Genomic DNA, 19695 nt, shown 5'->3' with positions numbered 1-19695 from the left:
GGGAACGAGCGAGTGGATAAACGTGTCTTATTGATCGGGGTCGGATTAATCGGTGGATCCCTGACATTAGCGATAAAAAAAGCGCATAAAGAAGCTCAAATCATCGGTTATGATTTGAACGAAGAACAATGCAAGTTAGCGAAATCAATGAATGTCATTGATGAATACAGTACTGACTTGAAAGGAGAAGCGAAGCAAGCCGATCTGATCATTCTCGGAACGCCGGTCGAGGAAACACTTCGCTTGTTAGAGGAGTTCCAGGATTACGATTTTAAAACAGGTGCGATCATTACTGATGTCGGAAGTACAAAAGTGAATATCATGAAAAAAGCACAATCCATGCTGCAAGAAGGGGTGGTATTCATTGGAGGCCATCCGATGGCAGGATCCCATAAGTCCGGAGTAGGAAGTGCGAAGGCACATTTATTTGAAAATGCGTTCTATGTACTGACCTTACTGCCGGGGACCCCTGAAGATAAGGTAGATGAACTGAAAAACTGGTTGTCCGGTACAAAAGGGAACGTACAAGTGATGGATGCAGAGGAACACGACCATGTCACCGGAGTGGTCAGCCATTTCCCGCATGTCATCGCTGCGAGCCTCGTCCGCCAGGTGAAAGACCAGGCAGGAAAGAATGAGCGGATCAGCAGCTTAGCGGCAGGAGGTTTCCGGGATATCACGAGAATCGCTTCTAGTAGCCCTTCCATGTGGAGGGATATCGTACAGCATAACCGGTATAATATTCTTGCTCTTCTAGACGGGTGGATGGAGGAAATGAAGGAGGTTCGCTCATTGGTTGAGCGGAATGAGCGGAGTGAACTGTATGAATATTTCGCTGAAGCGAAGGCATTTCGAGACGACATGCCAGCAGGAAGAAAAGGTGCCATCCGATCGTTTTATGACCTGTATGTCGATGTTGTCGACCAAGCCGGTGTCATCTCGACAGTGACGACGATTCTCGCAGATGAAGCCATCAGTATTACGAATATACGGATCATAGAAGCACGAGAAGATGTGTACGGTGTTTTAAGACTCAGTTTCCGTACAGATGATGATCGATACAGAGCCAAGGAGTGTCTTGAAAGACATCAGTACGAAACGTATAGCGTGTAACACAAAATAAGTCATTAGGAGGGGAAGAATATGAAAAGAGCTCATTTACAAACCGAAGCCTATGAAATGAAAAAAGATCATCCTGAAGGGAGCGGAGCCTTTTTCAGAAGCCCCTTACTGATGACGTCACATCGTCTCCAGCATCTTTCTCGTCTGGATCGCATCATAGAGGCGGGGATCGTCAGAGTTGGGACTTCAGGAGACTATAAGCCTTTCACCTATTACAATCCAGAAACGAAGCAATATGAAGGATATGATATTGATGTCGCCTACCATTTAGCTGAGCAACTCGATGTAGAAGTATGTTTTGTTCAGACTTCATGGGGAACAATGATGAGCGATCTGCATGCGGATCGATTCGATATTGCGATGGGTGGGGTAAGTAGGAATCTCGAACGACAGAAGATGGCGCACTTGACCCAGCCTTATTTCAGAGATTCAAAAGCTCCATTAATTCGTAATGAAGACAAGCATCGATATCTCGATCTTCAAGATATCGATCATCCTGATGTTCGTATAGGATTGAACCCAGGCGGGACTAACGAACGCTTTGTACGCCAGAACATCAGACAAGCCGAGGTCGTTGTCATTGATAACAACTTATCTATCCCACATATGGTTGCCCGGGGGGAAGTGGACGTCATGATCACCGATCATATAGAAGCGGTCTATTACTCCAAGCTCGATCAACGGCTATACCCTGCAGCAGCAAATGGTTCATTTGCAAAAAGCGAAAAAGTCTACATGATCCATCGCGGAGATCTCGATTATCAGAACTGGATTTCCTTGTGGCTTGAAGAACTTCAAATACAAGGAGAAATGGAACGGTTGAAGATAAAATGGGGACTGACGGAAAACCAGACACAAAATGCGGTTTGACGCAGCACATAGAAAAAGGACTGACATTGACGTCAGTCCTTTAGTGTTTAAGCTTTTCTATACATGCTGTAACTTATTGTTGCCGTTGATCGTTTCACCGATCTTCTTCAAGATAGGGTCTACGGATTCCGGATTCTGGATCAGATCATAATCATTGATGTTCACTTTCAGCACTGGGCATGTTGTAAAGTTGTTGATCCAATTTTCATAACGGCTGTGCATCTCTTCCCAATAGGCAATCGGCGTTTGTTGTTCCATTGGTCGGCCGCGTGATTTGATGCGATCGATGATATCTTCAAGGCTTCCTTCAATGTAGATCAACACATCAGGGTGTGGGAAGAACGGAGTCATCACCATCGCCTCAAACAAGCTTGTGTACGTTTCGTAATCAATGTTCGTCATGGTTCCTTTGTCATGATGCATTTTTGCGAAAATGCCAGTGTCTTCATAAATGGAACGATCTTGGACGAAGCCGCCACCTTGTTCGAACATTCTCTTCTGTTCCTTGAAGCGTTCTGCAAGGAAATAAATTTGTAGATGGAAACTCCAGCGTTCGAAATCATGATAGAACTTGTCCAGATACGGGTTAGTATCGACCTTTTCCATAGATGTATCGAAGCCCAGTTTTTCCGCGATCGCTTTCGTCATGGTCGATTTACCGACACCGACCGTTCCGGCAACTGTGATGACCGCGTTTTTGGGAATTTTGTATTTGTCATGGATGCTCATTGTTTCACTTCCTTTTTCCGAAAAGTATCTTGGACAGTTCTGAGTATGTCTTCGAGCTGTTCTGGGTTTTGTACGAAATCGACCTGGTCACCATCAATTGTCAAAACAGGGATTTCCGGGTGGAGCTTCTGGAACTGATACATGAAGATATCATAATCCGAAGACAACTGCTTCAAGTAATCCGGATCGATATTTTTTTCAATGTCTCTTCCACGAAGTGAAATGCGTTTCAGCAACGTTTCAAGACTGGCCTTCAAATAAATCACCATGTTGGGTGAAGGCATGTCCTTCGTCAGGATCTCGAAAATTTGCATATACTTTTGAAAGTGCACATCCTTCAATGTACGCATAGCAAATATACGGTTCTTGAAAATATGGTAGTCAGAAACGACAGGTAATGTATGTTGTAAGTATAATCGATCGATATCCTCAAGCTGCTTGAATCGATTGCAGAGGAAAAACATTTCTGTCTGGAAGCTCCACTCTTCGATATCATCGTAGAACTTACCGAGAAATGGGTTCTCTTCAACGATTTCTTTCAGTAGATGATAATTGTATCGATCGCTGATCGCTTTGGCTAAAGATGTTTTTCCGACACCGATAGGACCTTCCACCGCGATGAAGGGAGTATTATCCATAAAAGTGCCTCCTATGTACGAAATAGACAAATACCATTGTACCACACGGTGACATAAATCGACAGGTTCATTTGGAAAAAACGGACGCAAAAAAGTGCCCGATATCTTCGTGTAAATCACATCTTCATGTGGCTTATATGACAAGGGGATGAACCCTTCCATTGAAGGATATCAGGCACTTAGAGCGCTCTCGTGAACTAGAGGTGACGAGCCGCTTTTTCCGCAAGGTTCGATCGTTCTGTACGGGACAAACGGATGATGCCAATTTCTTCTTCAGACTTCAAGCGCTCGATCGTATAGGTAAGACCATTGTTGACCGAATCGAGATAAGGATGGTCGATTTGATCAGGGTCACCGACAAGTACGATCTTCGTCCCTTTCCCGGCGCGGCTTACGATTGTCTTTACTTCATGTTTCGTAAGGTTCTGCGCTTCATCGATGATGATGAACTGATTCGGGATGCTTCGTCCTCTAATATAGGTGAGTGCTTCAATTTCCATATTCAAAAGTTCAATTTCTTTTTCAATTCTTGGCACGGAGCCGTTTTTATCATTCTTCTTATTGGATTCCGGGTCGATATTGAATAATTGTTCCAGGTTATCAAAAATCGGCTGCATCCATGGACGGAGTTTCTCATCTTTCTCTCCAGGCAGATATCCGATATCTTTCCCCATCGGAACAATCGGTCGAGCGACGGTAATCTTCGTATAGTGCTTCATGTCCTGGGTCTCGTGCAATGCCGCCGCAAGGGCCAGCAACGTTTTACCAGTACCGGCTTTCCCGATGGCACATACCATTTCCACTTTTGGGTCTAGGAGCAACTCCAGAAACATCCGTTGTTCAACATTCTTCGGACGTAATCCCCATACGAATGAATCATCATCGGTCTGGAATAATGGCTTGCAAACCAGTTCATTTCTTTTTTTGACAACCCGTCCTAAAGCGGATTGGTTCGTACCTGCATTGCTTTTCATCAATAGGAAATCTTGTGGATGTACATCCGTTTGAAGATAGTCGGTAAGTTTGGAAAGAGGAAGTTCATGGTCCGCATGAAATGCATCAATGAATTCAGGGGAAACATGAAGCTCGTGGTAACCCTTATGAATCGTGAGGGAGCTCTCAACGAGACGATCGTTTTCATATAATTGTGCAGTGAAATTCGGTGTACTCAACGATTTCTTGAGCGCATCCGCTTTCGCAATCAATAAGATATCATTGGAAACGAGTATGATATCCCTTTGGGTTTGTTCGAGGGCAATATTAACCGCAACAGCCAAAATCCGATTATCATTTGAATCCTGGTTGAAGATGCTCTTGATGTTTTCGAAAGAACGATGATTCAGCTCGATGACCAAAGTACCTCCGTGATCAAGTTGGAAAGGTTCTTGTAAGCGGTCTTTGTACTTTTCGCGTAACGTCTTGTACTGTCGGCCAAATTCCCGAGCATTTCGACCAACCTCATCCTGCAACCTTTTCTTTGAGTCAATTTCTTCTACGACGACAGCTGGGATGACAACATCATTCCCTGCATATTTAAAAATGGAAGCAGGGTCATGTAAAATAACATTTGTGTCCAAGATATAGATCTTGTTCAAGGATCCAACCCCTCTCGAGAATGACTAGTATACGCATGATTACATATTCGATTTTATACCTATCTTTACCTTTAATATCGGCTAATTACTCATGGAAATGTATAGAATATGGTGAATTTGTACCAAAGGAATCATGAAAACATCATCATTCCCTCTGCGGATACCAGCTTTCCATATATCATATGAGACAATTGGTATTTCGGTATTGATTCATTTGAACATTTATTGAGTAAATTATTCCAATTATAAGAACCGAATTAAAGGTATCGCATGGTATATGACATATATATGTGCATTTTGTCCTTTTCATTAGTGGCTATGGGGATTTTCTGTGATATATTTACGAGAACACCTCGAATCATTATAATAGAAAATGTCTTCAATGTGGCCCCGTAGCTCAGAGGATAGAGCGTCGGTTTCCTAAACCGTGCGTCGCAGGTTCGATTCCTGCCGGGGCCGCCATATCCTTTTTACTTATCGCCCCTCATTTTACTTGTAAATTTTCCTATCTCATTATTATTTCCTATCCTTAAATGAACTCATTATAAATTACACTGTTGGTGAAATGGACATCTCCAACAAATAAAAAGGCTTCCTCCTATTTAGAGGAAACCTTTTTGCCAAGAAGAGGCTTAGTAAGTACCCTTACGATTAGTAACGGCCACCACCAAGTTGTGCTTGAGCTTGTTGTACAAGACGCTTAGTGATTTCTCCACCAACAGATCCGTTTTGGCGAGAACTAGTGTCTGGTCCAAGTTGTACTCCGAACTCAGAAGCGATTTCAGTCTTCATAGCGTTGATTGCTGCTTGAGCACCTGCTACTACTAATTGATTGTTGTTTTGAGCCATGTCACTCACCTCTATTCCTTTAAAATCAGTGGAGGTATTTACCACTTGAGGTTAGTATGAATAGCCCGAATATTTTTATACTAGAATCGAAATAGGTAAATTAAGGAAATTGGTTAAATAGAGGTATAAGGGCTTTAGACAAAGCTAGAATGGCTTTATAATAATATGTTGATAAAAAAGTACATGTGGCTATAAGCCACATGTACTTTTGCGCTTTCTTGCTACAATTGTTTTATACTACATCTTTATGGGCGTAGTAATTCAATGATTATCAAAAAGAAACATAGTTTACAAAGGCTCGGAAATGATAATTAATGCTCCAGGCAGGAGATACATTCATCATTCAAGTATTGCTTGAGACCATGAAGGTCGATATACCAATCATTCTGACAAAACTGTAACTTAAAATGTAAGATCAGTTCACCGTTTGTCATCATGATTTCAATATGATTGTGCTCCTGTAAGATAATTTCCGTTCTATACATTTCCAACATATTGTTAGGGTCGACAACATTTTGCAAGTAATTATAAATACATGGGTGGCATTTCTGCCACAAAGTCAGGGAATGCTTCGTAAGCAGGTATGTGCTCATGGAGTTTCCTTCTAAGACCAATTGTAACCAGGCAAAAGGCAAGAACATTGGTTTCTTCATAAAAGGTTGGATTGGCACCATTATTCACACATCCCTTCACATTTATTTGGATTTGTAGCTTTCTTACTATACATTGATAGTCTTATACTTCAGAAAAATTTAAAAGTGGCTGTTTGCAACAAATCGGGGGGATTTGGATGAGAGAATGGCTCATACAAGCCAGAAAACAAAAAGGCTATACACAAGAACAAGTGGCAACACAGTGTTTCATCGATCGATCGTACTATGCACAAATTGAAAAAGGAACCCGTAATCCAAGTATGGAAGTCGCTAAGAAAATATCGACTGCGCTTGGAGTCAATCCTTCTACTTTTTTCAACGATCAATATGAGGAACCATCTTTTTTACTGATGCTTCGTAATTCCCAGATGGTGATTGCCTATTGTAATTTAGACCTGGAATACGTATGGATCTTCAATCCTCATGAAGATTTTGAGTCCATGAATATACTCGGAAAACGTGATGATGAAATTGCCAATAATAAAGGGACAAAAGAAATAATGGCTTTCAAACAGGAAATCATTGATACCGGCATGAAAATGAGAAAGAAAATCCATTTCCCATTATCAGAAGGGGAAAATACGTATGATGTTTACGGAGAACCGATCCGGGATAAAAATGGTAAGGTCATCGGTGTCATTACGATATCTTTGGATGTAACAAAGAGAAGTAAGGCAAAAAAGCCGCCCAAACAAAAAATGAAGTAAAAAACGTCAAAATCCCAGTGAGGGAAGTTGACGTTTCTTTTGTTCCACATGAAACATTTTATAAGTATTATTGGACTTTGATTTTAAATGCAAGGGCGAGATCTCCTTTTTCACGCCACTTCGCAAAAACATCGTATACATAGGTTCCAGGCTCTGAAGGCGTCTGGAATTCAAATTTATCTTTCATATTTGCATGTTCACTGCCATCTTTCAGTACGCGCACATATAATTCGCTAGGTTCCTGTTCATATGAAATTTTGATGCTCTCGTTTCCTTGGACGATTACTGGTTCTACATCTTCCGTAAGATCTACTGCACCACTTTTGTCTATACACACGCCTTGACCAGAGCCGCTCCAGCAATAAGAACCTTGTTGAAAGGAAACAGCTTTATCTTGAATGGTTATGGAAGCCTCAGGTGGTTCATTTTGGTCAGACTCTTCACTACCTGACCCACTGGAAGTGGAGCCACACCCTGTCAAAATAATCAAGATGATGGATAGAATTCCGAAGATTCGGTACATAGATTGACCCTCCTTCTTCTTTCGAGTCTAAAGACGTAGAGAGATTCCTTTTCGTTTCATAATTTTGAATAAATAAAAAAATTTACATGTTCCAATAGCTTGGTTACACTAACATTTGCATAGGACTTTCAACTAAGAGGGGGAGACACGTATGAAAAAAATCCTAGCATTCATCCTGATGTTTGTATTCGTCTTTACGATGGCGGCATGCGGTAGTGACGATTCAACTTCTGGATCTGACAAAGAGAAAGAACCAGCAATGGACAAAACAGAAGTTAAATCACAATTGCTCGTTTTTCAAGAGGAGATTGTGGATGTACTAAAAGAACACCATAAACCATTCGCAGAATTCGAAGCGATGAAAGCAAAGAAGTATGATGCTGAAACAGCAGAAGAGGACAAGCCTGCACAGGAAGAATTAGAAGCTAAGCTTGAGGAAGCGAAGTCAGCAGGTCCTGAAGCGGCGGAAGCAATCCGTGCGATGGAAGTTCCAAGTGAGCTGTCACAATATGAAGAAGACTTCCAATCAGCTTTGGAAGATCTAGCGAAATCTTATGAACAACGTTCTGAAGAACTTACAATTGATAACAACGAAGATGCAGAAAATAAAGCCGATGAGCTTTTTGCAAGCTTTGAAGAGACGGTTGGAAAAGTCTTTGAAGATGCTGATCTGCTAGCGCCAAACATCAAGAAAGAAATTGAATAACCTTTATAAGTCTGAGGCTCTCATGCTATGGGAGCCTTTTAAATTTTAAAAAAAAAATTTGAAAAAAATCAAACCAAATCTTCTGATGCTCGTCTTAATATATGGGCGATAAAATCGGTTGGTAAACATACATAGTGAAATCGGTTGGTCTGCCCAAATTTTTCATTTAAAAGGGGAGCTTTAACCATGAAGAAAATCATGATGTTTGCAATGCTGTTCTTACTCGTTTTTGCAGCAGCTTGCAGCCAAGATTCAGAAGGTACAGAAGAAAACAACAACGAAGAAAATAACACAGAAGAAAATGCATCTGACAGTGAAGAATCAAGTGAAGAAGACGTGAAGGCAGCTCTATTGGATTTCCAAGATGAAGTTGTAACGGTTCTTCAAGACAACAACGCGTCATTTGCTGAGTTCCAAGCAGCAAAAGACAAGTTCAATGATGAAGAAGCAGAAGAAAAACCGACAAAAGAAGAACTTGAAGAGTTGAAATCGAAAGCTGCGGAAGCTGGTCCTAAAGCGGCTGAAGCACTTCGTGGAATTTCAGTTCCAAGTGAACTTTCAGACTACGAAGAAGATATCAAAACAGCATTGGAAGATGCAGCAATGTCTTATGAAAAGCGTGCTGAAAATCTGACAATCGAAAACGTTGAAGATGGTCAAAAAGAAGCGGATGAAATGTTCGCAAGCTTTGAAGAGAAGATGGGTAAAGTCTTTGAAGATCTAGGACTGACACCTCCAAGTTTCTCTGCTGAACTTTCCTAATAAGTAAGCCGTCTATCCAATAAGGATAGATGGCTTTTTTTAATCGGCATACTTCCTGTTTAAGAATTGCTGTAATAAGGAATTTACAGATAATAGACAGGAGGTGAATGAACATGAACCGAAAATTCTGGTCCATTCTCATGAGTATCGTTATGTGTAGTGCACTTATCTTATCAGGTTGTTCAGAGGATACAAGCAATGATGCAAACGGAGATCAAGACCAAGATACCCAAACAGATGAATCGGCTCAATTGAATGAAGGGAAGGTCCAAGCCTCCCTGTTGGAGTTCCAGGACAAAGTTACATCTACAATCAATCAATACGACGATGACTTCAAACAATTTGCCCAATCTGTACAATCCGAAACGGAAAATCTAAGTGAAGAAGAATTGAAAACGTTAAAAAATGAAGCTGCTCAATCGAGTGAGCAATTAGCGACAGATCTGCGTAACCTTGAGATTCCAAAGGAACTTGAAGCATACAGTGAAGAGTTAAATCAATCCCTGAACGGGCTTGCAGACAAATTTGAGCAGCGCAGTGAAGATTTGAACACTGAAGACGTCCAACAAGCGTTGAAGAAAGCGGAAAGTGCAACAGAAGAATTCTATCAAAACTTTGAATCCGGACTGGCTTCCATCTACGAAAAACTCGGTTTGGAAACCCCTAGTTTTCTCAATGAAACACAATAACCTGTGAAGAAGCTACTGCAGTGAGCGGTGGCTTTTTTTACTTTTTACACTATTTGACTTTTCAATGATTCAGGTTGATAATTTTCTTGCGCTTTCTTTATTTGAAATATGGAAATGTTCGAAAAATAAACAACCAATCAGCATATCAGTCGTCTATAGTATTGAAAGGTCATTTAGGGGGTTGGAACACATGGAGAACTTCAGGGAAGTTCTACAAGAGAAAAAGACATTCAGTCTGGAAAGTTTACGTCTTTATAAAGAAGAAATCATGGAGGAAGTCGTTGATTATTTCGGTGAGCGATTGACTCGATTAGCTTATACATACGTCAAAGATTGGGGCAAAGCGGAGGATATCGTTCAGGACGTCTTCATTACTTGCTATTCCAAGCTGGAGACATTCCGCGGAGAAGGTTCATTGAAAAACTGGCTATATAAAATAACGGTCAATCGATGCAAAGATCATCTGAAGAGTTGGTCGCACAGGAATGTATGGTTTGCCAATCCGATGACTCTGTTCAAGGAAGAAAGCAATGATCAAACACCTGAACTTCGTTTGATTGTAGAGGACGAGTACAATGAATTGGCACAATCCATACTTTCCCTTCCGGTCAAGTATCGAGAGCTCATCATCCTTTATTATCAAGAAGAGATGAGTTTGACTGAGATCAGTGAACTGTTCAATATGAAACAATCGACCTTGAAATCCAGGTTGTTTCAAGCTAGGAAGCTCTTACGCTCACATTTGGAGAAAGGGGAAGAGTCGAGTGGAGGATAAGCTTAAGAATCTGGATCGTGTCATGGACAAAGCGGTATATCAGAAGAAACGCTTCTCAGATGAGAAGAAGCGTGAAGTCATGGAACGGATTCGTGAACAAGATCAATCGATCTCCTTTTTTGAAAAATACTTATGGATGTTGAAGCCGGTATTGAGCATTTCAGTTTGTATCTTTTTGCTCGTCTTTTCGGTTACGTATATTTTGGAGCCACCTCAAAAGTCTGATGAGTTCACAGATGGATTAGTATTGAATACAGGACGGGAAGTTACCAGTTTACCTTTGCTGAACAGAATTTCGAACCTGGCGATGCAAGAGAATGAATTCATTGAATACGTCACCGTTTCAAAACGGGATCGTTACGTTTCTTTGAGCATAGAAGTAGTGCCGCATTCCAGTAAGAGCGACGTCCGATCCACAATCGAACAGATGTTTTATAAAGGGACGGAACTCTATACAGGGAAAGAAGGCGTCCATGAAATCGGGGCTCCTTGGAACGATTACACAGTCGATATAACCATAGTGAAAGGGTATGACCAAAAAGGTATATGGAAGGAAGAGCAAAATAGCGCATTTATCAGAGGTGTGAAGGCGACGGATCATAAACAGATTACCTGGATGGATAAAGAGAAAAAAGCACACTAGGCGCTGTTTGTTAAGAGGGGGATTGTATGAGATTCATCACCAATCAATTATTGAGGTTCGTCTGTATCATTATCGGAATCATCCTGATGGCTGGGTTACCCCGATTATTGCCGAACGATGGTTCACTCACGTTGAACTGGCAAGGCTATTCTTCTAGTTTAATAGACGTATTACAAGGATTGATTCATTTTCAAGAAATCACTTACAGCACAGAAGGGGCTACGAGAGAGCTATTGCCGCAACTATCCGGCATCGTTTCTTACTCCCTGATTGTTTTGATTGGATCCATTCTGATCGCACTGCTCGTAGCAGGATTGTTGACGTTCGGTACGATGCTTATGCCTATGAAGTGGCGAAAAGTATCGAAAGTGTTCAGTTTTGTACTAGAGTCCATTCCGGATATCTTGATCATCATCATCTGTCAGCTTGTCATCGTTTGGATCTATAAGAGTACTGGTTTATTATTTTTTGAGGTCGCCTCGATGCCTGGAGAACCGATCTATTTACTCCCTATGCTCTGCTTATCCATTTTACCGATGATCCAATATTACAAAGTGATGGTGTCGATTACAGAATATGAATTGGATCGCCAATATGTTGAACTTGCGAAAAGTAAAGGGGTATACCAGGGAAGGATTTTAATGATCCATGTCCTTCGGAATTCACTTGCGAGTATCTTGAACTATTCTAAAACGGTCATTTGGTTCATGCTGTCCAATTTGTTGATCTTAGAATACATATTCAACATCAACGGCATCATGAGTTTCTTGCTGGAATACTTGAATCCTCAAGTATTTGCGCTAAGCTTGATTTCCATTTTCATCCCCATCTTTTTGTTATTTGCCATCGGCCAATGGTTGTTGGAACGTGTCACAAATGAAAAGGTCGTGATGTAAATGGTGAAAAGACTATTTAAGAACAAATACTTCCTGATCGGGTTCATTTTCATTTTTTCCTTGTTGTCGATCAGTATCTTGCATACGGTCTTATGGGATAATCAGGTCGCACAGACGAAGATCCTTTATGAGGATGGACGTGCGGTAGAGGCAGCTCCGATATCACCTAGTTGGAATGTACCTTTAGGGACGGATCCTTTAGGTTTTCACTTCACTCATATGATTTCAATCGGAGCCAAGTATACAATCGCATTCGCGATTTTGATCGCCTTCATCCGATTGTCTGTCTCCATGATCTTCGGAATTCTTTATGGTGCCTATTTTTATAAGTTCAGACGCTATATTACATGGCTTGTGGATGTCTTCAATTACGTACCAGTCACCTTATTAGCCATTTTCATCTTAACGCCGTTTCTCATGGAAAATCCGAGTGGGTTTGCGTATACCTTTTGGGAGCGCGTCGGGATTGAAGTGATCATATTAGCGTTCCTGGCAGTTCCGACTACATCCATTCTCATTGGTAACGAGATGGGAAGGATTTTCAAGCTAGAATTCATAGAAGGGGCAAGAGTCGTTGGTGGGAGCAGGCTCCATATTTTGTGGAAGCACGTACGTCCCCACATCCAGCCCCAGCTTTGGATCATTTTCATGCAGCAGCTTGTCCAGACTATGCTCGTGTTAGCGCATCTTGGATTTTTCAAGATTTTCTTCGGGGGGACGAATTTAAGTTTCGACCCGAACTGGCCAGATCCACCTCAATCGCTCTCTTACGAATGGTCCGGTCTCATAGGAAACGGTGTTCGGTATTTGACGATCAATCCATGGATCATCCTCGTTCCCATCTTGTTCTTTGCTCTTACGATTTTGTCCATGAATTTCATGCTTGAAGGCATCAAGTCGGTTACCGAAAACTGGCGGGTGAAATACAAACCAGCTGAAAAGACTTCTGAAGCCACCGATCATAACTCGAAAGAAAAAGAGTTCACACCTTTAAGACAACGCTCAGCAATCCAGAGAAGAGAGCTTCGACTGGAGCATAAAGAATAGAAATTGAAATGCTGTTTCCCGAGGAAAATCGGAGGCAGCATTTTTTTGTGAAAAAATTTTCCCTTACTCTCACAAACATGTAAGCACTTACATGGAAATCCTCACAAAAAACCTATTGTAATGGCCTATTGCCTTCCTTATAATGTCCTTTATATATAAACAAAAGTACACGTGAGAAAAACAAATTTTAAGAGGAAAGGTTGGTTGGATGGAATCAATATCAGTCGGATTATTAGGTTTAGGCACAGTAGGAACTGGGGTTGTCAAAGTGATTGAAAATCATCAGGATAAATTGATGCACCAGATAGGCTGCCCCGTTCAGATCAAAAAAGCACTTGTGAAAGATCTTCATAAATTGAGAGATGTTGATATTGATACCACCATTCTCACGTTGGAAGCGGATGATGTATTGCTCGATCCAGAGATTGATGTCGTCGTAGAAGTGATGGGAAGCATAGAAGAAACGAAAGAACACCTCGTAAAAGCTATCCGAAATAAGAAGCATGTCGTAACAGCCAATAAAGATCTCATGGCTGTACATGGACCAGAACTGTTGCATCTTGCATCAGAAAACGAATGTGACTTGTTTTATGAAGCGAGTGTGGCCGGGGGAATTCCCATCCTACGGGGGTTGGCAGACGGCTTAGCGTCTGATCGGATCACCAAAATGATGGGGATCGTGAACGGGACGACGAACTTCATTTTGACAAAAATGACGAAAGAAGGTCGTTCCTTTGATGATGTTCTTGCCGAAGCCCAAGCCCATGGCTTTGCAGAAGCAGATCCATCTGCGGATGTCGGTGGATTGGACGCAGCACGTAAAATGGCGATCCTTTCGACTTTGGGATATTCAATGAATATTGATCTGGATGATGTCAAATTGAAAGGCATCACAGAGGTTACAGAGAATGACATCCGATATGCCGAGCAATTGGGATATGTCATGAAATTGATCGGATATGCACACCGTGAAGGAAATTGTGTGGAGGTGAGCGTAGAGCCGACTTTGCTCGAGGAATCTCATCCACTCGCCTCCGTCAATGATGAGTACAATGCGGTATACGTATACGGTGAAGCAGTCGGTGAAACGATGTTTTATGGTCCAGGGGCGGGCAGTCTACCGACGGCTACCGCTGTCGTATCCGACCTTGTCGGTGTGATGAAAAACATGCGCCTTGGTGTTAACGGAAGAAGCGCAGTCAGCCCTCAATTCAATAAACAATTGAAAAAGAACGATGAGATCTTTTCGAAGTATTTCCTGAGACTGCATGTAGAAGATGAGGTCGGAGTGTTATCCAGTATCACTTCTGTATTTTCAAGAAACGGTGCGAGTTTTGAGAAAGTATTGCAACACCCTCTACCAGAAGAAAAGAAAGCAGAAATCGTACTTGTCACACATCATACAAGCCTTGCAAGTTTTGAAAAGATCCAAATGGAGTTAAGGGACATAGATGGTGTTCAGTTTGTAAAAAGCACGTATCGAGTTGAAGGGGGAGCGTCTTAATGGAACGATGGGATGGTCTACTGCAAAGGTTCCATGCATTTTTACCCGTCACAGACCGAACACCGAGGCTGTCTTTGAAAGAAGGAAACACACCCCTCATCCGATTGGAACACTTATCCAGAGATCTTGGCATTGAGCTGTATGCGAAAGTAGAGGGGGCGAATCCAACTGGCTCATTTAAAGATCGCGGTATGGTACTTGCTGTAGCAAAAGCAAAGGAAGCAGGAAGCGATACTGTCATTTGTGCTTCAACCGGGAATACCTCCGCCTCCGCGGCTGCATACGCTGCAAGAGCTGGATTGAAATGTGTTGTCGTCATTCCAGATGGAAAGATTGCACAAGGGAAATTGGCACAAGCAGTCATGTATGGGGCGAAGATCATCTCGATTGAAGGAAATTTTGATGAAGCCTTGGCCATGGTCCGGGAGCTGAGTGAGCAGGACGGTATGACGTTAGTGAATTCTGTGAATCCGTACAGGTTAGAAGGCCAGAAGACAGCTGCGTTCGAAGTTTGTGAACAACTTGGTGAGGCTCCTGATGTCTTGGCGATACCTGTAGGGAATGCTGGAAACATCTCAGCGTACTGGAAAGGCTTCAAAGAATATCACGAAGACAAGGTATCGGGATTACCGAAAATGTATGGTTTTGAGGCAGAAGGAGCGGCAGCCATTGTTCATGATCGAGTTTTTCCTCAGCCTGAAACGATTGCGACCGCCATCCGGATCGGGAATCCCGCCAGCTGGCAATTGGCAGTGGATGCGGCTGAAGAATCACAAGGTTTGATCGATGAGGTCAGTGATGGTGAAATTTTGGAAGCTTATCAGCAGCTTGCAAAGTATGAAGGTATTTTTGCAGAACCTGCATCCTGCGCCTCATTGGCAGGGTTTCGGAAGCTTCATGCCCGAAGAGAATTGGTGAGCGGTCAAAAGGTGGTAGCCGTTTTAACTGGGAATGGATTGAAAGATCCTGCAATCGCTCTAAGTGAAAGCCCTGTCCAGCCGGTAAAATTGCCGAATAACAAAAACATCGTCACCGATTTTATAAAAGGGAAAATCAGCATATGAAGAGCTGGCAAATCAAAGTACCTGCAAGTACAGCAAACCTCGGAGCGGGCTTTGACTCACTCGGATTGGCACTCAACCGATACTTGATATTGGATGTCACAGAACATTCGAAATGGGAAGTTGAAGCACTATCCCCATCACTAGAGGCATTTCCGAGAGATGAATCGAACTGGATTATTCAAATAGCATTGGAGACAGCCGTTGCTCACGGCAAAAGGTTGCCGCCCTGTCACGTTCGTGTGCGAAGTGATATACCATTGACGCGAGGACTTGGATCAAGTGCAGCGGCGATTGTTGCGGGGATTGAGTTGGCCGATACTTTAGGGAACCTGAAGCTTTCGAAGAAAACCAAGCTTAAAACTGCGGTGAAATATGAAGGGCATGCCGACAATGTTGGTGCATCTATATATGGAGGGCTGGTCATTACCTGTGAGACGGACGAACAATTAGAGGTTCTTCAGATTCAGGAGATGCCGATTTCGATCGTTGCCGTTTCACCTCAAGAGGAGCTTAGCACCGAGGAAGCTCGACTTGTCCTTCCTGATCAAATTTCTTACAAGGAGGCTGTCAGAGCGGGTGCTGTCTCTAATGTTCTAGTTGCCGGGTTATTGAAGCAGGATTGGGACTTGGTCGGGAGAATGATGAAAAAGGATCTATATCACCAACCTTACCGGTTGCCATTAATCCCACATTACAAAAGAGTTGAACATGTTGCAGAGAGATATGGCGCATTCGGGATCGCGTTGAGCGGTGCTGGTCCGACCATCTCCTGTTTTACAGTAACGTTTAAAACGGAATTGCTGTTCAGGAAGTTGAAACAGGCTTTCCCTGAAATGTTCATCCAAACTTTGAATGTGGATGGTGAAGGCGTTGTGTCTACCACATGTTTTGAGCCATCCGCTTTGTGACCATCTGTATTTTTCCTGTTCAATAAGGTAAAGTTGAGGATATATCTTAGTTCCTAGGAGAAATCTTATGTATCAAAGTACCGATGAAACATTTATGAAGAAAGCGATTCAAGTGGCCGAGCAAGCAGCCGCTATCGGAGAAGTTCCAATAGGTGCGGTCATCGTTAAAGATGGTGAGATCATTGCATTCGCCTATAACCTACGTGAAACGGAACAACGATCGGTAGCACATGCGGAACTGCTAGCGATTGACGAAGCATGCAAAGCTCTTGGGACTTGGCGGCTTTCAGGTTGCACGCTATATGTCACTCTTGAACCTTGTCCGATGTGTTCAGGTGCCATCGTGCTTTCAAGAATCGACCGGGTGGTTTATGGAGCGAGCGATCCGAAAGGTGGATGTGCGGGTACCTTGATGAATTTGCTCGATGAACCTCGTTTCAACCATCAGGCCGTTGTCACCTCAAGTGTATTAGAGGAAGAATGCAGTCTGATGCTCAAACAATTTTTCCAGGATCTCCGTAAACGAAAAAAGCTGGAGAAAGCGGAAAACGATTCTTGAACAATCCGTTTCACCGTGTTATAGTGTGATTTGCTGTTAAATAAAGAGAGCTTTCCATGGACTGTAGTCGGTGGAGGCGTTTCTAAGTGGTTGATGGGAACTGATTCGAACATCAGTCATTCAAATATTTTACAGTTGATTTTATGGACAAGTGAGCGTATACTAGAGATTGCGCATTTCTCATGCGCCTAACAATGTTATAAACTTTGCCGTGCTAGGTGGGAAGGTAGCGGTGTCCTGTACTCGCAATCCGCTGTAGCGAGACTGAATCCCTTTCCGAGGTTAGCTGACGTAAGGTCTGCCGTTCGTAAGTGGTGTTGACGTCCGGGTCCTGCGCAACGGAGCCCCATGAACCCTGTCAGGTCCGGAAGGAAGCAGCAGTAAGTGGGTTACTCCGTGTGCCGCGGGGTTGCCTGGGCCGAGCTAACTGCGGGCGTAACGCTTATGAAGGCTTTATCGACGAAAGGTGCACGGCGTTAATACATACTATACAAAAGGTCGACCAGATAATGGTCGGCTTTTTTTATGTCTTCATCATGTAGGAGATCTGATTAGGAATACCTTCGATTAGTGAAATCCATAATTTTTAAACCAAATGCGAAACGGATTCCTCTTTGAAAATGAGCCAGGGAATCGGTATAATAAAAAGGATGAAAATGTTCTATTAAAGGAGGGTGTGCGGATGGCATATCAAGCATTATATCGGTTATACCGGCCACAACAGTTTCAGGACATGGTCGGGCAAGAACATATAACGAAGACATTACAAAATGCATTATTACAACAAAAGCTATCCCATGCCTACCTGTTCAGCGGTCCAAGAGGAACCGGCAAAACAAGTGCAGCAAAGATCATTGCGAAGGCAGTCAACTGTGCAAAAGCGCCAGTTGCAGAACCTTGTAATGAATGTGAAGCTTGTGTCGGCATTACAAAAGGTTCCATCTCTGATGTCATTGAAATCGACGCCGCTTCAAACAATGGCGTCGATGAGATCCGTGATATCCGGGACAAAGTAAAGTATGCACCAAGTGCTGTCCAGTACAAAGTGTATATCATTGATGAAGTACATATGCTGTCCATCGGTGCATTCAATGCGCTACTGAAGACATTGGAGGAACCACCAGCACATGTCATATTCATTTTGGCGACGACGGAACCGCATAAAATTCCTTTGACGATCATATCAAGATGTCAGCGATTCGATTTCCGACGGATTACAAGTCATTCCATTGTAAAACGGATGCAAACCGTCATTGAATCCCAGAATGTGCAAGTGGAGGAAGAAGCTCTTCATCTTGTAGCAAGAGCAGCGGAAGGTGGAATGCGGGACGCGTTGAGCATCCTCGATCAAGCTGTTTCCTATAGTGAAGATACGGTAACGGTCGACGATGTCCTTGCAGTCACCGGCTCTGTATCCCAAACATTCCTGTCGGATATGACGATCGCTTTTCAAGAAAACAATGTGATTGAAGCATTGAAGCAAATTGATGAGTTGATGGACAAAGGGAAAGATCCGATCCGGTTCATCAATGATTTGATTTTCTATTACCGAGACATGTTGTTGTACCAAGCTGCTCCTAACCTGGAAGAAGTGCTCGATCGTGCTCAAGTGGACCAAGAATTCGAAAACCTTGCGAAAAAGATACCGGGCGATTGGATCTATCAAGTCATCGACGTCCTGAATAAAGCTCAACAAGAGATGAAGTGGACCAACCACCCTAGAATCCACTTAGAGCTAGCGATCGTAAAGCTATGCCAGGAGGAATCTGCTCCCGTTCAAACAGGAAGTGCAGACGTTCAACCGCTCATGAACCGAATTCAACAACTTGAGCAGGAAATCAAGTTATTGAAAGAACGGGGAGTCTCAGCCAACACAACAAGTAGTCCTGAGCCAGAAAAACCGAAACGGACATTCCAATCGAAAACGCCGAAGTCGAGAGCTTCTACTGGCCGTATCAAGGAAATGCTCAAAACAGCATCCAAGAAAGATCTCCAGTTATTACGAAGCAAGTGGGGCGACATCATGGAGCAAATCAAGTCCAGGATGGTCAATGCGCATGCATGGATGATTAATGCGACTCCAGTTGCAAGTTCTGAAGATGCATTCTTGTTAGCCTTCCAACACGAACTTCATAGTCAGATGGCTGTAAAGGATAACATCAAAGAATGTGTCGAGTCCGTCGTGTTTGAAACGCTTGGTCGTCAGATGACGATGATGACGATTCTTGAGGATGATTGGGAAGAGGTTAAGAAATCGTTTATAAAAGAACAAAAACAATCCGATCAGACTGAAGACGAGGATGAACCATCGGAATCAGATGCAAGCGAATCCAATGAAACAGGATCAAATGCAAACGCATCAACTGAATCGGGAAGTGAAGATCCACTAGTAGACGAAGCCGTCAAGCTGGTCGGATCTGAATATGTAGAGATAGAAGATTAACGATAACAAGGAG

The 19695-nt window shown here is 42.7% G+C and carries 20 protein-coding genes, 1 tRNA gene and 1 other RNA gene; 17 read left to right on the top strand and 5 right to left on the bottom strand.

Going from position 1 to position 19695, the window contains the following annotated elements; genetic code table 11:
- Positions 1–12 precede the first annotated feature (12 nt).
- Together ACXQIQ_RS13025 and ACXQIQ_RS13020 are read left to right on the top strand one after the other, a co-directional pair.
- Positions 13–1113, top strand: a complete 1101-nt coding sequence (locus ACXQIQ_RS13025; RefSeq protein WP_439302536.1) for a prephenate dehydrogenase — start codon at positions 13–15, stop codon at positions 1111–1113.
- A gap of 30 nt (positions 1114–1143) precedes the next feature.
- Positions 1144–1992 (top strand): transporter substrate-binding domain-containing protein, encoded by an 849-nt coding sequence (locus tag ACXQIQ_RS13020; RefSeq protein ID WP_439302528.1) that lies wholly within the window; start codon positions 1144–1146, stop codon positions 1990–1992.
- Positions 1993–2049: 57 nt separating this feature from the next.
- Here ACXQIQ_RS13020 and ACXQIQ_RS13015 read toward each other — a convergent pair whose 3' ends face one another.
- The 3 genes from ACXQIQ_RS13015 to ACXQIQ_RS13005 form a co-directional block, all read right to left on the bottom strand.
- Entirely contained in the window at positions 2050–2721 is a 672-nt protein-coding gene (locus ACXQIQ_RS13015; protein WP_439302527.1) for a deoxynucleoside kinase, read from the bottom strand.
- Entirely contained in the window at positions 2718–3359 is a 642-nt protein-coding gene (locus tag ACXQIQ_RS13010; protein WP_439302526.1) for a deoxynucleoside kinase, read from the bottom strand. The genes ACXQIQ_RS13015 and ACXQIQ_RS13010 overlap by 4 nt, the downstream gene beginning before the upstream one ends.
- A gap of 197 nt (positions 3360–3556) precedes the next feature.
- Positions 3557–4954 carry a PhoH family protein gene (locus tag ACXQIQ_RS13005; RefSeq protein ID WP_439302525.1) on the bottom strand — a complete coding sequence of 466 codons (1398 nt, stop codon included), beginning with the start codon at positions 4952–4954 and terminating at the stop codon, positions 3557–3559.
- 386 nt (positions 4955–5340) lie between these two features.
- Here ACXQIQ_RS13005 and ACXQIQ_RS13000 point away from each other — a divergent pair.
- A tRNA-Arg gene (locus ACXQIQ_RS13000) sits at positions 5341–5416 on the top strand.
- 189 nt (positions 5417–5605) lie between these two features.
- Here ACXQIQ_RS13000 and ACXQIQ_RS12995 read toward each other — a convergent pair.
- Complete coding sequence (locus tag ACXQIQ_RS12995; RefSeq protein WP_439302524.1) at positions 5606–5803, bottom strand: small, acid-soluble spore protein, alpha/beta type; 198 nt, start codon at positions 5801–5803, stop codon at positions 5606–5608.
- Between the two features lie 790 nt (positions 5804–6593).
- Here ACXQIQ_RS12995 and ACXQIQ_RS12990 point away from each other — a divergent pair.
- A complete protein-coding gene (locus ACXQIQ_RS12990) occupies positions 6594–7163 on the top strand; it encodes a helix-turn-helix domain-containing protein (RefSeq protein WP_439302523.1) in 570 nt (189 codons plus the stop codon).
- Between the two features lie 67 nt (positions 7164–7230).
- Here the strand turns inward: ACXQIQ_RS12990 and ACXQIQ_RS12985 are convergent, their stop codons facing one another.
- The gene (locus ACXQIQ_RS12985; protein WP_439302522.1) at positions 7231–7686 is read right to left on the bottom strand and encodes a hypothetical protein; all 456 of its coding nucleotides are present in this window, start codon (positions 7684–7686) and stop codon (positions 7231–7233) included.
- 151 nt (positions 7687–7837) lie between these two features.
- Between ACXQIQ_RS12985 and ACXQIQ_RS12980 the strand changes: the two genes are divergently transcribed.
- The 13 genes from ACXQIQ_RS12980 to dnaX all read left to right on the top strand — a co-directional run bounded on the left by ACXQIQ_RS12980 (position 7838) and on the right by dnaX (position 19682).
- Complete coding sequence (locus ACXQIQ_RS12980) at positions 7838–8392, top strand: hypothetical protein (protein WP_439302521.1); 555 nt, start codon at positions 7838–7840, stop codon at positions 8390–8392.
- Positions 8393–8578: 186 nt separating this feature from the next.
- A complete protein-coding gene (locus tag ACXQIQ_RS12975) occupies positions 8579–9154 on the top strand; it encodes a hypothetical protein (protein ID WP_439302520.1) in 576 nt (191 codons plus the stop codon).
- Positions 9155–9267: 113 nt separating this feature from the next.
- Positions 9268–9843 (top strand): hypothetical protein, encoded by a 576-nt coding sequence (locus tag ACXQIQ_RS12970; RefSeq protein WP_439302519.1) that lies wholly within the window; start codon positions 9268–9270, stop codon positions 9841–9843.
- A gap of 190 nt (positions 9844–10033) precedes the next feature.
- Positions 10034–10618 (top strand): sigma-70 family RNA polymerase sigma factor, encoded by a 585-nt coding sequence (locus ACXQIQ_RS12965; protein WP_439302518.1) that lies wholly within the window; start codon positions 10034–10036, stop codon positions 10616–10618.
- The gene (locus tag ACXQIQ_RS12960; RefSeq protein WP_439302517.1) at positions 10608–11261 is read left to right on the top strand and encodes a hypothetical protein; all 654 of its coding nucleotides are present in this window, start codon (positions 10608–10610) and stop codon (positions 11259–11261) included. Before ACXQIQ_RS12965 ends, ACXQIQ_RS12960 begins: the two co-directional genes overlap by 11 nt.
- 26 nt (positions 11262–11287) lie before the next feature.
- On the top strand, positions 11288–12157 hold the full coding sequence (locus ACXQIQ_RS12955; protein WP_439302516.1) for an ABC transporter permease subunit: 870 nt from the start codon (positions 11288–11290) through the stop codon (positions 12155–12157).
- Complete coding sequence (locus ACXQIQ_RS12950) at positions 12158–13204, top strand: ABC transporter permease (protein WP_439302515.1); 1047 nt, start codon at positions 12158–12160, stop codon at positions 13202–13204. It begins immediately after the preceding gene.
- A 208-nt stretch (positions 13205–13412) separates the two neighbouring features.
- Positions 13413–14708 carry a homoserine dehydrogenase gene (locus tag ACXQIQ_RS12945; RefSeq protein WP_439302514.1) on the top strand — a complete coding sequence of 432 codons (1296 nt, stop codon included), beginning with the start codon at positions 13413–13415 and terminating at the stop codon, positions 14706–14708.
- Positions 14708–15772 (top strand): threonine synthase, encoded by a 1065-nt coding sequence (thrC, locus tag ACXQIQ_RS12940; RefSeq protein WP_439302513.1) that lies wholly within the window; start codon positions 14708–14710, stop codon positions 15770–15772. The genes ACXQIQ_RS12945 and thrC overlap by 1 nt, the downstream gene beginning before the upstream one ends.
- The gene (gene thrB, locus ACXQIQ_RS12935) at positions 15769–16680 is read left to right on the top strand and encodes a homoserine kinase (RefSeq protein ID WP_439302512.1); all 912 of its coding nucleotides are present in this window, start codon (positions 15769–15771) and stop codon (positions 16678–16680) included. Before thrC ends, thrB begins: the two co-directional genes overlap by 4 nt.
- Before the next feature lie 67 nt (positions 16681–16747).
- Positions 16748–17239: a tRNA adenosine(34) deaminase TadA gene (gene tadA / locus ACXQIQ_RS12930; RefSeq protein WP_439302511.1), complete on the top strand. Its 492-nt coding sequence runs from the start codon at positions 16748–16750 to the stop codon at positions 17237–17239.
- A gap of 209 nt (positions 17240–17448) precedes the next feature.
- Positions 17449–17713: signal recognition particle sRNA large type (gene ffs / locus ACXQIQ_RS12925), an RNA gene on the top strand.
- A gap of 208 nt (positions 17714–17921) precedes the next feature.
- Positions 17922–19682 carry a DNA polymerase III subunit gamma/tau gene (dnaX, locus tag ACXQIQ_RS12920; protein ID WP_439302510.1) on the top strand — a complete coding sequence of 587 codons (1761 nt, stop codon included), beginning with the start codon at positions 17922–17924 and terminating at the stop codon, positions 19680–19682.
- Positions 19683–19695: the final 13 nt, after the last annotated feature.

Source organism: Pseudalkalibacillus sp. Hm43 (assembly GCF_054170705.1).
This window is presented reverse-complemented; position numbering and strand designations above follow the sequence as displayed.

Bases quoted from the DNA above. Each gene is read 5' to 3' on its own strand.
- ACXQIQ_RS13020 (WP_439302528.1), top strand. From the start codon at position 1,144: ATGAAAAGAGCTCATTTACAAACCGAAGCCTATGAAATGAAAAAAGAT.
- ACXQIQ_RS13015 (WP_439302527.1), bottom strand. From the start codon at position 2,721: ATGAGCATCCATGACAAATACAAAATTCCCAAAAACGCGGTCATCACA.
- ACXQIQ_RS13010 (WP_439302526.1), bottom strand. From the start codon at position 3,359: ATGGATAATACTCCCTTCATCGCGGTGGAAGGTCCTATCGGTGTCGGA.
- ACXQIQ_RS12995 (WP_439302524.1), bottom strand. From the start codon at position 5,803: ATGGCTCAAAACAACAATCAATTAGTAGTAGCAGGTGCTCAAGCAGCA.
- ACXQIQ_RS12990 (WP_439302523.1), top strand. From the start codon at position 6,594: ATGAGAGAATGGCTCATACAAGCCAGAAAACAAAAAGGCTATACACAA.
- ACXQIQ_RS12985 (WP_439302522.1), bottom strand. From the start codon at position 7,686: ATGTACCGAATCTTCGGAATTCTATCCATCATCTTGATTATTTTGACA.
- ACXQIQ_RS12980 (WP_439302521.1), top strand. From the start codon at position 7,838: ATGAAAAAAATCCTAGCATTCATCCTGATGTTTGTATTCGTCTTTACG.
- ACXQIQ_RS12975 (WP_439302520.1), top strand. From the start codon at position 8,579: ATGAAGAAAATCATGATGTTTGCAATGCTGTTCTTACTCGTTTTTGCA.
- ACXQIQ_RS12970 (WP_439302519.1), top strand. From the start codon at position 9,268: ATGAACCGAAAATTCTGGTCCATTCTCATGAGTATCGTTATGTGTAGT.
- ACXQIQ_RS12965 (WP_439302518.1), top strand. From the start codon at position 10,034: ATGGAGAACTTCAGGGAAGTTCTACAAGAGAAAAAGACATTCAGTCTG.
- ACXQIQ_RS12955 (WP_439302516.1), top strand. From the start codon at position 11,288: ATGAGATTCATCACCAATCAATTATTGAGGTTCGTCTGTATCATTATC.
- ACXQIQ_RS12950 (WP_439302515.1), top strand. From the start codon at position 12,158: ATGGTGAAAAGACTATTTAAGAACAAATACTTCCTGATCGGGTTCATT.
- ACXQIQ_RS12945 (WP_439302514.1), top strand. From the start codon at position 13,413: ATGGAATCAATATCAGTCGGATTATTAGGTTTAGGCACAGTAGGAACT.
- thrC (WP_439302513.1), top strand. From the start codon at position 14,708: ATGGAACGATGGGATGGTCTACTGCAAAGGTTCCATGCATTTTTACCC.
- thrB (WP_439302512.1), top strand. From the start codon at position 15,769: ATGAAGAGCTGGCAAATCAAAGTACCTGCAAGTACAGCAAACCTCGGA.
- tadA (WP_439302511.1), top strand. From the start codon at position 16,748: ATGTATCAAAGTACCGATGAAACATTTATGAAGAAAGCGATTCAAGTG.
- dnaX (WP_439302510.1), top strand. From the start codon at position 17,922: ATGGCATATCAAGCATTATATCGGTTATACCGGCCACAACAGTTTCAG.